Genomic DNA, 16606 nt, shown 5'->3' on the forward strand with positions numbered 1-16606 from the left:
GTTACAACATCACCTGACCATGATCCGGTTACACCTGTTGGCAGCCCGGTGATAGTCGCGCCAGTTGCACCAGTTGTGGCATAGGTAATATCAATAATCGGAGTGTTGATACAGACTGTTTGTGCATCTGTTCCGGCAGCTGAACTCAGAGCTATTGTGTTATCAGGAGTCACAGTTATTGTACCAGTTGCATCTACTGTGCCGCAACCTCCGGTTAGTGTGATTGTGTATGCAAACAGACCACTTTCAGAAGGTGTGCCAGTAATTGTTACAACATCACCTGACCATGATCCGGTTACACCTGTTGGCAGTCCGGTGATAGTCGCGCCAGTTGCACCAGTTGTAGCGTAGGTAATATCAATAATCGGAGTATTGATACAGACTGTTTGTGCATCTGTTCCGGCAGCTGAACTCAGAGCTATGGTATTTTCCTGAGTAACCGTAATCGTGCCAGTTGTAGACACTGTACCGCAACCACCGGTTAGAGTAATTGTATATGTGAATAGACCACTTTCAGAAGGTGTACCAGTAATTGTTACAACATCACCTGACCATATTCCGGTTACACCTGTTGGCAGTCCGGTGATAGTCGCGCCAGTTGCACCAGTTGTGGCGTAGGTAATATCAATAATTGGAGTATTGATACAGACTGTTTGTGCATCTGTTCCGGCAGCTGAACTCAGAGCAATGGTGTTATTAGGTTCAACAATAATCGTCAGGGTTACTGGGTCTCCTGGACACCCATTGGCAGTCTCGACTACTTCCAGAATATATGTTCCATCCAGTAACCAATTAATTTCTAAATGATTCGTGGTTTGCCCGGAGACAAATGACCATCCTCCAGCTGGACCTGAAGTAATTGCCCAGTCATAAGTTGAACCAGGAGTTCCATTGGGGCCATCAGCTAAGTCAACCCAATAACCTTGTGTAGTGTTGACACATGCGAAATCAGGATTATCATCAGTAGTCTGCGCCATCGTGCCAGCCCCGGTGATTAACAGCAGCAGCATCACTGCCAGCCATCTTGCTAAATGTGTTTTTGTTTTCATGGTTTGTTTGTTTTGGTTTGTTTATTGGTTTTGTTTGGCATTCGGTTTTGGTTTGGGTTTATCGTTTTGAAAAACGGGGGAATAATAGCTGAACCAGCCGTTGAGCGGCCATTTCAGGGGGGTGTATGTTGTTTTCATCTTGTTCATTTTTTATGTATTGTTTTAATGTTTGTGTTTCCGTTTACTGGTGCCAGATGGCGCCGGTGGTTGGTCTGGGGTTGACATTTAGCAGCGCTCCGGCCGAAATCACCACACAACCGTTGTCAGCGTCAGTGACCCTGCACCGATAAAGGCTACCGTCCATGGTAATCGTAATGTCTGTGATTGTCAGCACTGGTGAGTTTGTCCCGGAATAAGGGGGCGTTTCCGTCAGGTCCGTCCAGGTAAGGCCTCCGTTAAAACTCACCTGCCACTGGTAAACGGGGGTAGTTACATTGCTAACCCCGATTGTAAATGTTACCGTAGCATTTTCGCATTCCGTAAAAGCATCCGGCTCATCGTTCACGAGTCCGTTGCAGTCATTCTCCCAGGCGCCCATGGTAACGGGGTCGGTACGCACGGCGTCTGTGCCAAAATCATCGGTAATACCTCCCAATCCGGTCAGTCCGGGCATGGCGGCAGAGGGGAAGTAATCTGCCGGGTCTGACCCGCCGGGCAGGGCAAATACAGGGTCTACGCTGAGGGAGTGGGCATCCTGAGTGGTGGCGGTTTGCCAGCTATTCAGGGTCGGATATTCGCCGGAAGGCATCCGTCCGGTAATACCACCGGTTCCTGGAGCATAAAGATTATTGTAATCGGAAATAAATCCTGCAACCGGTGTATCGGTAAAGAATACAGCATAATGCCGGCCTGTGGCGCCCGCATTTGCATTGCTTCTGAAGTTGCTGAAAACATTGTTCTGATAATCCTTGTTATTGGCCCCCGAACTGCTCCACAAGCCATAAGAGTTGTTCTGGTTTGCAGCAGGGGCTATCCCGCCAATCATCACTGTATTATAGTAGATCCGTGTAGCATCACCCGTTTGCGCGCCATGGTCATAAATGCCGTAAATGGTTCTTGCCAGCGTACTTTCAGTGGTCAGGTGAACAATATTGTTGAATACAGTAAGATTGAGCCCCCTTACGATACGGATGCCGTTCATGTGTGCACCTGTGTTCTGCGAGGCGAGTGAGAAACTATGAACAAAATTCCTGTTTACCGCTGCCGGGTTTGCTCCTGAGGCAAAAGCGACGATTCCGGTAACCTGAAGCCCCCCGGTGGTAAAGGTACTGTGCAGGTTATTCACGGTGTTTCCTGTAACATTAAGATTTTCATACCCAAAAGCGACAATGCCGGTAACAGCGGCGGCATGGTCCGACTGGCTGTTTCCCATGGCTGAAGTAAGATTGCTGACCGTATTATTGCTGACTATTGCCCGGGCAGACTGCCTGATCCAGATGCCGCTGGTAATGCCCTGACCACCTGCAGGATTAGATCCGTTTTGAAGGTTGTCGATCAGATTATCCTCAACGGTGATATAATCATTGCTGACATTATAGCGGATTCCCACCACCTCCTGGATATCGGCAGTAGAAGAGAGCGCGTGCAGGTTAGTGATGGTGCTGTTACGGACAATTACAGGACGGAAAGCAAGCGTATTTGTGTTGGCGATGGCATTGATGCTGAAAGCAGAATTGTTGGTGGTATTGGTTCTGATTCCTCCAATTGTGTTATGCTGAATCAGGCGCCAGGCGGGGAAGATTTGTGAATTGGTAAAATTATTTATACCATAGAATGTGCCTCCTGTTGCGCCATTGGTCACCGTAATGGAGGTTTCTGCAGGATCTGCGCTGCCGATCAGGTTTCCGTCAGCAGCATCTGTACCGCCTACAACGGCCGAGCCATCCTGGATATGAATTCCCGTCCAGTTGGCCCCGGTAGTACCTCCTGAATTTGTCCAGTTAAAGCCGCGGATAACATTGCCCCTGACAACATTGCCGGCTCCGGTGCCTGTAGCAAGATGAATAGCGGTGAAGTTATTGTTAAAACCTGTCTTATTCCAGAAGCCGAGAGCGCCGGGTGCGTTACCACCGATAAAATTATTCTCAATAATAAAATTGTTTCCACTTGCACCTATCCTTATGCAAGATAGCTCGACACTGTTTGTGGTAGCGTATGTTCCGGTTTCATAAAAACTATTTCCAGAAATCGTCCAATCGGAATTGCCGGAATTTAATAATATTGCATCCACCCTGGCCGTAGTTTCAGGATTGCGGGATAAACGCAGCACATTGCGGAATTCATTATTCGCGATAATTCCTGTATTGGTTCCCCCACTCCCTGTTGACATGAAAAATGCCGCGGCACGGGTTTCATTCCCGACAATACCTGTGTTCGTGAATAAGTTGTTGATAAATACATTATTATGGTTGTTTCCCCCACCTCTGATATCAATCACACCATTACTTATGGAGCCACCCCTGATGATACAACCCGCGATTGAGTCATTGGTAGTACCATTGAGTAATTGAACAGTCATTGCATAAGGCCTGTAGGCAGGGGCAGGCAGATAATTATCCAGCGTTAAATTTCTGTCAGCGCCTGTATAGTTGATCCTTCCACTAATAGTCACATTGTCGGCTCCGTCCAGAACAATCAATGCTTCATCCATTTCACCCGACACCCTGATATCGGGCTGGGCAGGATAAATCCTGACCCGGTTATAAAGTGAGGTTGAATTATACCCGCTTTGATAGAGGATTGCTCTTCTGACCTCGAACGTATTGCAGTTGATCTTAATGTCAATATCCCCCTGATGTGTCCCATCGTTGATCTTGTCGAAGGCATCGGCCAGGGTGCGGTAAGAACCGCTCGGGATGCCGTCTGAAGCCGTCAGCGTTATCATATCCGTTTCCCAGGCGCCCATGGTATTGTTGCAATCACGATCGGCAAGACTGAAATCCCATGTTATTTCCGGAATACTGACACCCGCCTGAGGATTAAGCGGTATATAGTCATAAGGATCTTCGCCGAACGGAACGGTAAAATCAGTAGAGATATTTACACTATGAACATCCTGTCCGGTCGCGGCACGCCAGTCACCGATCAGGGGTATATTGGCCGCATCCATCCTTCCGACAACACCGCTTTGAGACCAGTAATTGTTATAATCTATGGTAACACCGCTATTGCTAAACAACCGGATAGCTGCATGCGTGTTTGCAGCCGGTCCGGTACGAACATTATGAAAAAGGTTATTCAATATTCTTTTCAAATTAAAACTGTTTTCGCTATAAAAGGCATAAGAATTGGCATTTGAACTTCCCACACTCGAATTTCCTCCTATTGAAACAGTATTGAAATAGATGTTGGTATTATTTCCAGCTCTTCCCACTTCACGTATTCCACATATCTCAGTACTCGCGTTCACCGGAACATTAAAACCTAAACTGATAATATTGTTGGAATAGGCCACCTGCCCTCTCGAAAAAATACCAAAGATCTGGCTTACTGCACTGGTATTGCTGACCGATAGACTATGTATAAAATTTCTTGTAATGGTATTATAGTCACTTCCGATTTCATTGGATGTAGGACCTTTGTAATATAGACCTGTCACCCGGCATCGAGCGCCTGAAACATTGCTCAGATTAAAAATTGTATTTACCTCTACATAACCCCTTTCACCATTATAGGTAAATTCGTTAAAAATACTTTCCGCGATGATTCCGCCAACTGAAACAAACTTCTCAACTTCCGTGCTTCCATTGTGACCGACAAGATCACGAATGGTATTCTCATAGATATTTAAAAAGAATGTTGAAGCATGAATCCCTTGTACCCGGCTGCTTTGGTTAAGAGTTGCAGCATTAGTTCCATTATTGGTTAATTGCGCTACAGTGTTGTTATGAATCCTGACATACCCGCTTTCCCACGGATCTCCTGATTGATCAGCCACATCATAAAATATCCCGTAAACCCATTGTGTGGCCCCTGTAGATAAAGAATTCGCGTTCAGGTTAGTGATTGTATTATTATTTACAGGCAAAGGAATATGGGTTCCATGCCGTAGTTTCGCAATGCCAAATAAATGACAACCGATATCCGGTGTGGAAGTATTTGTTGAAATCGCCCCAATGGTATTGAACCGGATATTTGTGACAAGATATGTCTGGTAGGCAATACCGATAAACCCTAAACGACTTGAATTCTGAGGAAGATGAAGTAGTTCCGAAACTGATGTTTCACCCTGAGTAAGTATAATATTATCAGTGCCGGTAGCAGATCCGATGGTATTCCCATCTGCGGCTGTTGTTCCTCCTATATGGAAACTTGACCATTGCTCCAGGTGAATTGCCGTAAAGCCGGCATTTCCGCTGTTATGCCAGTCAAATAAAGATATCTGGTTTCTATGTATATTTCCGCTTAAAAAGTTGCCGGCAGAAGGTCCTCCGACATATATCCCATAAAATAAATTGTTAGAAGAAGCAGTCTTAAGCCAGTGTGAAGCGTATGTTATATCGTTTGCATTGCCGCCGATGGTATTCCGGTGTATCTGGTTGCCGGTCCCGATGGATATAAACCGGATTACTGCATACTCCGCATCTGCTGTAGGAGAAAAACTGCTGGTCTCATAAAACCGGTTATCATTAATCCGGCTGGTTCCTGTTCCAGTATGCAAATAAACCCCGTTGGAATTATTGTTTAAGCTGAAGAAATTATAGAACTCATTGAATTCAACAAAAACGGTGTTACTTCCCGTTCCGTTAAATGAATAAACTGAATTTGCCGGCCGGTTATCCCCGTTTCCGGTGAATGCGTTTCGGAGGATGCTATTATTGGTATTCGCACCGCCCCCCCCGATATATACCGTCCCCCGGTCAGCGCCGGTTCCGGAACCACGCAGGTTGCAATAGGTAATGGTATTGCTGGTGGCGCCGTTATCCAGTTGGATGGTGGTGGCATTAGGCCCCACACGGGTATTTATATAGAAAAGGCTTGTGTCCGCTCCTGCACCGCCTGGAGAGCCATGCAGAATCACCCCATCCGCACCATTCAAGTGCACCAGCGGACCATCAATATCTCCGGTTACAGAAATCCCTTCCGACTGCGGGAATACCCGTACTGAGGTATAGGATGACAAACCACCACTGGCATTCAGCACAGCTGAAACGGGCTCAGTGGTAGAAGCCAGGATCCTTACAGAAATCTGCCCCACGTAATCACCGTTGTTAATGGAAGTGAAGGCTTCGCCCAGGGTGTTGTAGCAGGTGGGCGAAGGATTGGCCGCTGAAAATACTTCAACAATCCCAAAACTGACGGTCACAACACTAAAAACCGGATCCGGTAAAGCACAAGGATCACTCGAGATCATGGTCACCCTGACTACATCTCCATCATTCAGAATTACCGGCCCGTAAACTTCGGAAGTCGCACCCGGCACATCAACGCCATTCAACCTCCACTGATAGGATGGACTGGGACCACCATGTACCGGAATTGCGGTAAAAGTCAATTCCCCTCCGGCGCAGGTACCCCCCGGGGGATCAATCTCAATGCTTACCGAAGGCGTCAATGCAGTCGTTGTCTCTACTACAAAGGTTTCCACCGCGGGACCGTTGCAGCCTGCTGCCGAGGCAGTGATGGTGGTGATTCCGATCCAGGTGGCCGGATAAGATACCAGCCCGGTGTTTGCATCAATACTTACCCCGCCGGCAGTACTAGCTGCATCAATACTGTAGGTAATACCGGTTGTATTGGCAGCGGTAGCGGTATACTGAACATCTTCTTCACCCTGGCAGCGGCTGTCGAGAAGGCCCGGATCAAAAACAGGGATCCCGACAGGAGGATTGGTTGTTACTGTATGCGTTGCAGTAAGAGGACCACCACAACCCTCGGCTGTGGCTGTAATGACTGTTATCCCGTTCCATGTGTCCGGGTATGTAACAGCTCCGGTATTTGATACGATACTTACCCCACCAGCCTGACTTGTAGCGTCAATTTCATAACTAATCCCGGAAGCGTTGACTGCTGTAGCTGTATAAATTATAGTTTCAGCACCCTGACACCGCTCTGAAAAAGCAGGATCAAACACCGGCGCTTCCACATTACCCGCAGTAGTGGCCACATGCGTGGCAGTAACCGGAGGCCCGTTGCAACCTGTCGCTGTTAAGGTAATGGTGACTGTGCCTGACCATCCGGCAGGATAAGAAACTTCTCCGGTAGCTGCATCAACCAGTATTGCTCCTGCCGGTGTGCTCTCAATGCTATAAAAAACAGAAACATCATTAAGAACAAGAGCAGAATCAGAGTAAATGACAGTTCCTGCACCCTGACAGCGGGTGGAGGTTTCCGGATCAAACACAGCAGTTACCGCGCCCGCCGCCGCTTCAAAGGCCCCGCGGGTAAAGGCGCAATCACGGAGGGTTCCGGTATAATCCGTCGTAATACCTGTATTGTCAACCCCGTTATAGGGGTTGCCCGGCACATAATCCGCAGCGGCAGTACCGCCCGGATTGGCAAAATTGGAATTGGCCACTACGCTGTGAACATCCTGCGCGGGATAGGCTGTCTGCCAGTCAGCCAGGGTCGCGTAGAAAATATGTGGGGTAGGTGGACCCATTCTGACAAAACGCCCGGATGGAAAATAGTAAACGTTGTAATCAGAAGTTAATCCATTTGCATTTGTTTGATAATGTGCAGCATAGTGAAATGCAGTAACACCAGCCGAAGAGGTGCGTGCATTATGAAAAATATTATTCCTTATATCTTTCTGGTTTTCATTATTACCGCTGAAAAATGCATAGGAGTTGTTTTCGTTCTGCGTTGAAGTGCCGCCGATGTAAATCGTATTATGGTAATAATTATAGTTATTGCCTGCATATCCGTTCTCATAAATTCCATAGATGTAGGCATTCGATGACATGCCCACTCCAAGTGATACAATGTTGTTGTAAACAGTCGCTTGTCCGAAATTGGTACGAATACCGTATATTTCACCAAAAGGCGGGCCAGGAACAACAGTAGCTACTGAAAGGCTGTGAATAAAGTTTTCCGAAACATGGTTAGTAAGGTTCAGCGTCCCGTTATAATAAATACCTATGGCCCGGCCCCTGGCGGCATAGGTACTCTGAAGATTGTAAATGGTATTTCCGGCGATTGTGCCGTTACCGGTAAAACGGCCTACAATGCCCGTAACAGCAGCGTTACTCTCACCCGTTTCATTCGCAGCCGAATTGCTCAGATTGAATATTATATTGCTGGTTACAGTAAGCGCTGCAACGTTGGTATGAATACCATGCACCTGTCCTCCGGCGCCGGTGGTCAGATTGCTGAGCCCCTGAATGGTATTTCCGCTGATGACCGCGATACCACCTGCAACTTCATACGCAATCCCGTAAACCACCTGATTGTTTCCGGTTGATGCTGAAGCAGCCTGCAACCCGCTGATCTGGTTATTTTCGATGGTGAGTGGCGCAGGCACTCCCAGTTTCGCAATGCCATAAATATTCGAAGCGTTTGCGGCGGAATTGCCGGCAGTGACGGCTCCGATTACATTACCGGAAATTGTTGAAGCAGAACCTGAAGCATGGCTGATGCCAAAAATACCGTTTGAAGCGGCAGTCGTTAAACCCAGGGTCACCTGAATATTTCCTGCACCCGAGCCTGCCCCAACTATGTTCCCGGTAATATTAACCGCTCCCTGCGCCACATGAATACCCGTCCAGTTGGCATTTTGCGTGTTTGTCCAGTTGAAGTCGCGAATGTTGTTTCCTGCAATGGAGTTGCCGGTGCCCGCGCTGATATAAATTCCATAAAACACATTATTGCTGCCGGTTTTTGTCCAGGTCCCGCTTGCACCATTACTCCCGATGGTATTGTTTTCAACCAGGAATCCGTTACCGGTGCCGGCATCGACGCGGATGGCGGCATATTCCACATTGGCGGATGCAACCAGCGGCGTTGTCTGGTATAGTTCATTAAACTGAATGGTCCAGTACTCGTTAAAGGCAGCCAGGTGAATACCGTTTGAAGCAAGACCCGGGTTTAAAAAGTCGTAAATCCGGTTGTCAGTTATCAGGTTTTCCGTATTTGGATTACCGGCAGTGCCTTGTGAATAAATGGCATTGAAACCGGTAATATTGCAGAATTGAATCAGATTATTTGCCGCTCCGGCAGCAAACTCAATAGTTGTGGCCGCATTGCCGGCATTTGTATTGTTAAGGGTAAGGCTGTATGGCGCACCTACAGCATCCATCCGGCCGTCGAAAATAACATTGTCGGCGCCGTTCAATTGAATCAGCGGCGCATTCAGGTTGCCGGTCACCGAAATACCAGGCGCTGCCGGAGAAACCACCACCGAAGTGTAGGATGCTGCGCCTCCGCTGGCATTCAGGATGGCAGTGGCAGGCTCGGTGGTGTTGGCCTGAATGCTTACAATAACATCACCTTGATGGGTTCCATCATTAACGGCTGCAAACGCTTCTCCCAGGTTGGGGTAGCAGGCAATAGTTGGAATCGGTAAAGTGCCAGTGACCTCAACGATGCCTAAAGTTAATGTAATCGTATTAGAAGTTGCCGGATTGCCAGTCGCACAAGGTTCATCCGAAGTAAGTATTACATATACCGCATCGTTGTTGGCAGGTGTATTAAGAGTGTAAGTATCGCTATTGCCTCCAACAGGATTGGCATTCAAGTACCATTGATAGGTTGGGGTGGTTCCTTCATTTACAGGAAGAGCAGTAAAAGTCACCGGAGTACTTCCGCAAATATTGCCCGAGGGAGAAGCGGAAATGGTGACGGAGACGGGGAGTGCTGGGTTTACTGTTATAGTGCCTGATTCATTGGCAACAACACAGCCATTTCCGGTGGTTGTCAGGGTATAGTTAAACACACCCGAAGCTGTTGGAATTCCGCTTATGGTATAGATGTTTCCAACAAGATTGCCTGTAACGCCAGCGGGCAGCGTTCCACCCAAAGTAACACCGGTTGCACCGCCGCTAATTTCATAAGTAATGGGTTCGATCGAAACATTTATACAGACTTCCTGATTTTCTGTGCTGACAGCAGAAGTAAGCGTAATGGTGTGGTTTGGATTTATAACAACACTATAACTACATTCACTCCAATTCCCGTTCACATCTGTTGCCCTCCAGGTTACCAATGTTGTTCCAACATTAAAAGCAACGCCATTAAGGGTTGCACCTGTTCCTGTTGTGGCGTTGGAAAGTGTATATGTAATGCTTGCAACACCACAAGCATCTGTAGCTGTTGCGTCCCATGAATTATTTGTGTGTGTATAGGGTCCGGAGCTGCAGATTGTTGCAGGTGCAGATGGACATGTAATATCAGGAGGAGTATTATCCTGAATGGTTACCAATGCACTACAGGTTGAAGCATTACCATTTACATCTGTTACTGTAAGAACAACCGGCCGTACACCCGTTGGCGGAGAAAAAGTATGAGATCCAAGATCCGCAATATTATCCTGAGCATAACCATCCCATTCAACAGACGGATCAAACGCATCAGTCCCATCGCCATCGCCCTGAATAATAGTTGATTTTCTTCTTAACGTATTATTTTCTGTTGAAACGAGTCCTGTTCCCCACTCATTTCCCGGATCAAATCCAATTTGACCGATCACATCAATTATTGTTGTTCCTCTTCTTAAAACCACAGCGTCGTTACCATTATACCAGTTTGTAGCAGGAGGAGTTGTCTGATCAGTCTGGGCGAGGATTACCGCAGATGAAGAACCATGTGCCACTACATAAACATCTCCATTGGCAACAGTGCCAGTAAGAGGTATGGTTAGCCCTGCAGTATTAGAACCATTGAAAAACATTTGAAGATCATATCCTCCTGTGGCAAGGTCAATATAAGCTCCTGTTCCATTATATATTTCAATTGCTTTGTTATTGCTTGAACCTTCAATATATTCGGAAATAAAAAGATCGGCTGCAGGTGTTGTTAAAAGATCGACACAAGAAAAAGTATTAGGCGAAACAGTAACTGATTGTATTCCACAGGCATCTGAGCTTCCGTCATTAATCATATCAGGAGTAATTGTTGCTGTGCCTGTTATTGGGTCAAGTGTAACTGTAATATTCTGACATATGGCAGTGGGATTTGTATTGTCTATAACAGTTACAATAGCCGTGCAAGTAGCAACATTGCCAGAATTATCTGTCACTGTTAATGTAACTGTATTTTCTCCGACGTCATCACAATTGAAGGTATTTGGTGAAACTGCAAAGGATGCTATTTCACAATTGTCAGTACTATTGTTATTGACATCGGATGGTGAAATTGTTATATTCCCTGTCGCATCCAGATTTACTGTAATATCCTGGCAATCTGCTGTGGGAGCAATATTATCAACCACGGTTACTGTTGCAGAGCAAGTAGAGCTATTTCCGCTTTCATCTATTACCGTTAGCGTAACAGTATTTGATCCAAGATCTTCGCAATCGAATGTTGTTTGCGAGATCAGCAACGTTTCAATTCCGCAATTATCAGTGCTTCCATTGTTGATCATGGAAGGGGTAAGTGTAGCAATTCCATTGGCATCAAGATAGATGGTTACAGGCTGACAGACTGCTGTTGGAGCAAGGTCGTCAATAACGGTCACATTAGCATTGCAAGTTGAAGTGTTACCTGCCTCATCCTCCACAGTCAGTGTAACTGTGTTTCCAGATGCCACAGCAGCATGAGATCCCAATCCTGTAATTGTATTCAAAGGATAAATATCCCATTCTGTAGTAAGTGTGGTAAAAGCACCCGGACCAGTTCCTATGGGATTTACTGTAACACCTCGAACAACTTCGGGCTTGCGCCTCAGCGTCCGCTGAACCGTTTGATATCCACCTGATCCGGTCCACCCATTAGTAGCTCCAGGATCATCCCCAATAACTCCGAAAATATCAGCATAGCTTCCTGTTGAAGTATTATAAATTGCAATTGCATCATTTCCGCTGAAATTTATAACTGAGTTATTCGTGACTGACGGTCCGGTATAAGTGCTACCAGAATTGATGTAAACAATAACTGCACCTGGATTTAAAGTACCACTTAATGTCATCTGTTCTGAAGGCGTTGGTGAGCCATTGGTAAATAGCAACAACTGATATAATCCAAGGTCAACAGGATCAGAGCCTGCATTATATATCTCCAGATTTTTATTACTGCTTGTACCTTCAACATATTCAGAAATTATCAACCCTCCTGCAGATAGATCATCACAATTGAATGTGTTTGGACTTACCGAAAGTGTTATATCTCCGCAATTATCATTAGAGCCAATATTTACCTGTTGCGGAGTAATCGTGACATTTCCGGTTGCATCAAGATATACTGTAATGTCCTGGCAAAGAGCAACAGGAGGAATATTATCCAATGTTACTGTGATACTGGCACAACTCCCACCTGCCGGGGCACAGCCCCCTTCACCACGAACGTAATAAGTAGTTGTTGCAGCAGGAGCAACCGAAATTGAAGTACCTGTTCCAATAGGAGTACCTCCGCATGAGCCGGAATACCAATACCAATTGGCTGCACCATTAAGATTACCGGATGTAATGCTTAATGTTGAGGATCCGTCGGGGCAAACAAGGTCTGGAGTGGCAGCCACTGTCGGGATATCGGGTTCACAGTCAGCGGCTATCTGAAAGCCACTGAACCCGCTTGAACCCGTAATTTGCAGGCTGTTTGCAGTGCGCGTGCCAATAGTAGGATATGTCCAGTTTGATGTGGTGAATTTACCGGCAAGTGCAGTATTGAAGTTAAATCCTACATCCTGGTCGGCTGTAACCCAGTTAAGAGTTGCATTGTAATTCGCAGTACCCAATCCGCTTACAATGTTAAAATACCAGGCTCTGTTAACTGAAAAAGCTGGATTAAGGTTAGAACTTCCGATATTTGGATGATCTCCATTTGTCGTATAGCCTTCAAGCACTCCGGCAACCGTTCCTGCTGTAAAGGCCATCTGAACCGGTGCATATACAGTCGAAGTTCCAATAGGGAAAAAATAAGTATTCACACCTCCATTTATTGACCTGCGCAAATACCCGTTGATATAATTTGTTGATCCACCACCGTTAATGGAATTGGTAAGCGGATTATCAACCGTAATATTGTAGGTACTTGTAGAAAGTATTCCGGAAATTAAAGTAAGATTATTACTTACATTTAGATTTTGATCCAGTGCTACACCGTTCGGATTATTGATCGTCAGGTTATTCATGGCGGCAATATTAGTCCCTGCGCCAGGGAAAGTCTGCGCCGCAGTTCCTGCCAGCACGATGGTGCCATTATTCTGAATGGTCCCTCCTCCGGTCCATGAGCCGGTTACGGTTAATGTAACACCGGCATCTACGATCAGGGTGGCACCGGAATTCAATACGATATCACCCAGCGTTTGGTTGCTGCTGATCTGCAAAGTGCCGCCAGAATATATAGTTGTGGGACCAGAATAGGTCTTAGATTCTTCAAGCCCGTCGTAGTTTACATGGACATCTCCCCGGATATTAACCCCAGGATTTCCCAACACTGGGCCGTTGAAAGTAATCTGCATGTTATTTCCACTAACGATGTTACCCCACAGATTTAACGGATTTATACTATTATTGACAACCGTATTGTTAAATATAAGAAAACCATCTTTAACATCAATATGCATCCAGGTATCTGGTCCCTGAATATTTATATTTACATTAAATCTATGTGTAGTCCAGGTTTGATTATTTTCAATACGGGCATCATTACCATTATTGTAAAAATATAAACTTCTTGACGCATCAGAATTTATTGTCCGGTCAATAGCCGGTGGAGTAACAGATGGTGAAAAGATTATTTGATTGACTGTATAGTTTGAGCCACCATTTAAATTCATGATTGGCTGGACGTTATTGTCAAAAATAATTCTGTTTGCTTCTGGTATTGTCCCACAATCAGGCCTGAATAAACTTCTCTCTGGAACTGCAGAAACATTCCACCAATGATCCAAAGAGCTTGGCGTGCCACAGTCAGTACCAAATTCCCAATCACCGGTAGTTGATTCACCTCTCCAATAAATATTAGCCTGCCCCTTCACCTCACTCACCACTGCCCCCCATGCCCAAAGCAGCAAAAGCGCCCCGGGAAGGAGGCGCCGCAAACCTTTGTACGCAGGCCGGTATAAGTTCAGACTAACCACAAACAGTATTAAATGACAAGCGGTATAACAGGAAAAACCCCTGTGTAGTTCAGTATTTTCAGCGAAAACCGGCCCTTTGTGTAAAATTTTTTTTCAGGTAGTAGTTCAGTCGGGGGTAGTCAACCGGTTAATGCATTACAAAAATACCTCTAAAATCACTCAAGTTATTAAAGAACAATGAATTTAACAACAAATTAACTTGCAAAATATGCCCTGAAGTGTAATGTTTATGATTAATTGATTTTATCAGATAAAGGTTACTTTTCGGTTGCTGCCGGTTCATCGCATGACTAACTCCGTTTTCCGGACGTCCCTTGCGGGACAGGAGTATATAAATTAATTAAATAATGTCACAAACAACTGATTAACAACCATTTATCTTTATCAACCATTACCAGCCTTTCCGTCATTCATTTCCTGCCCTCGCAAAAGCGGCACACATACCAGCCACAGGTTAAATGTTGCTTAATTTTACCAAAGATACAACTTTACAAATGCTTTTACAATAAGCATTAATACTACTTTTTTATAATAAAGAACGCTATTTCAGGAAGTTTATGACACACATTGCAATGTTATAATTGCATCCTCCCTGCTTTCACCATTCAAACCAATTACCAATCCTGATTCTCCCAACCCCTCTCCTCTTCACGCCATCAATAATTCTCATCATTCTCAAATTCCTTAATTTATAAATTTTCAAATTCTTTCATTCTTTAATTCTTTAATTCTCTCATCTTATAAATCCTCAAATTCACTAATTATCTAATTCCCTCATTCTCAAATTCTCTAATTATCTAATTATCAAACCACCCAACCTGAAAAGCCAAAAGGAATAGCATCGTTGTTCGAAATCACAAACTTCGATTTTGATTTCCACTCCAGGCTGGCATTTCCGCTTACCACGACATTGTTCCGCAGTTCAGCCTGAAGATCAGCTTTCCCCTCTGTTTCAAATTCAGCGGTAATTTCGGTAGCGTAATAGGTATAATCGGCGATCTGTTTGTTGTTCACCAGCTTCCAGAGTGCTTTGTTGGTCTTCCGCAGCTCCTGAAGCCGGGGGATCAGGGTGATTTTCGACTGGTGCACGAACGTCCGGCACTTTACGCCGGAAATAAAGAAGTCAACACTTCTGGCTGAGCTCAGGCCGCTGCTGATGCTGATCCCGAACTCATCCATGCTTGCTTTGCCGTTCAGGCTGAGGCTTCGCTGCACGGTTCCATATACCAGGTTCGCCGGTTGAAGCAGTGTTTCCCAGGCCGGGGGCGGATCATTGAACAGCTGGTCTATGCGTCCGGCAGCGAAATATCCCCTGCGCCGCTTTTCAAGGATAGCTCCGGGGATAATTCCCGGGTCGGATGCAAACAACAGGGTAATGCCGTATCGTTGCAGAAACTGAGGGAATGGAAGATTGGCCATGATTTGGGGTTTGGAAAATTGATTTATTCAAAATTAGTGAAAAACAGTGTAAATGTCAACACAATGTAAGGCCGCCGGTATGATTAACAAACCTTTAACAATAAAACAACCATTTGTCCGGTGTATAAATATTCCGGGGTTCAACAGACCGGTTTCCAAGCCCTGGTCAGCTTGATTAAATCCTTGTATGCACCCGCTCTCTTTTCATGCAGACATCCGACTCCTATGGAGTCGTAATTTCATTGTAGCATCTTCCGTGCTATACACGTTTGACTCCTCCGGAGTCATAAAATTGCCGTTTTGTTGGTGCGCCGCTGTTTACAATAACCGAATGTTCAATGAATCTATACGGGAATCAAATATTTTCAGGCGCGGAGAACTATATCCGTCTGACGACTCCGGAGGATTGGTATGTTTATAGAAACCTCGGCTCGTCTCCGGATTTCCCGACTCCGGAGGAGTCACATGTTTATTTTAGCCATGGATCAATACATTAATCTGGCAGGTCGCATATTCCCCGAATAGAACCACCATAAACCACAAAAGGCTACCCTTTCGGATAGCCTTTGTGTTATAAGGTTGGCGACGACCAGATTTTACCCCGCCTTTCCGGCGGGGCTCCCACCTGGTTTGGCAGTATCTCGTCATCCCGTCAGACGAAGGTGAGGCAATCTGAAGATAATTTTCAATGTCTGACGAGACGACGAGACGCAGGCAGGCTTAACTTCTCTGTGATTCCCTCCCCCTCAGACCGATATGTTTAAAACCACAAAAGGCTACCCTTTCGGATAGCCTTTGTGTTATAAGGTTGGCGACGACCGGATTATATCTCGTCGGTTTATCGCGTTTTTCAGCGATAAGCTGACGAGACTCCCACCTGGTTTGGCAGTATCTCGTCATCCCGCCAGACGAAGGTGAGGCAATTTGAAGGTAATTTTCAATGTCTGACGAGACGACGAGACGC

General features: G+C 45.7%; 2 protein-coding genes and 1 pseudogene. All 3 read right to left on the reverse strand.

Going from position 1 to position 16606, the window contains the following annotated elements:
- Window positions 1-1049, reverse strand: a pseudogene (locus TBC1_RS18055) (hypothetical protein); the annotation flags it as partial.
- A gap of 181 nt (window positions 1050-1230) precedes the next feature.
- Window positions 1231-13707, reverse strand: a complete 12477-nt coding sequence (locus TBC1_RS17350) for a lamin tail domain-containing protein (RefSeq protein ID WP_236695693.1) — start codon at window positions 13705-13707, stop codon at window positions 1231-1233.
- A 1320-nt stretch (window positions 13708-15027) separates the two neighbouring features.
- The gene (locus TBC1_RS17355) at window positions 15028-15642 is read right to left on the reverse strand and encodes a hypothetical protein (protein ID WP_062045525.1); all 615 of its coding nucleotides are present in this window, start codon (window positions 15640-15642) and stop codon (window positions 15028-15030) included.
- Window positions 15643-16606 lie beyond the last annotated feature (964 nt).

It is taken from the genome of Lentimicrobium saccharophilum, from assembly GCF_001192835.1.
In the GTDB taxonomy this organism is placed as follows: Bacteria; Bacteroidota; Bacteroidia; order Bacteroidales; family Lentimicrobiaceae; genus Lentimicrobium; species Lentimicrobium saccharophilum.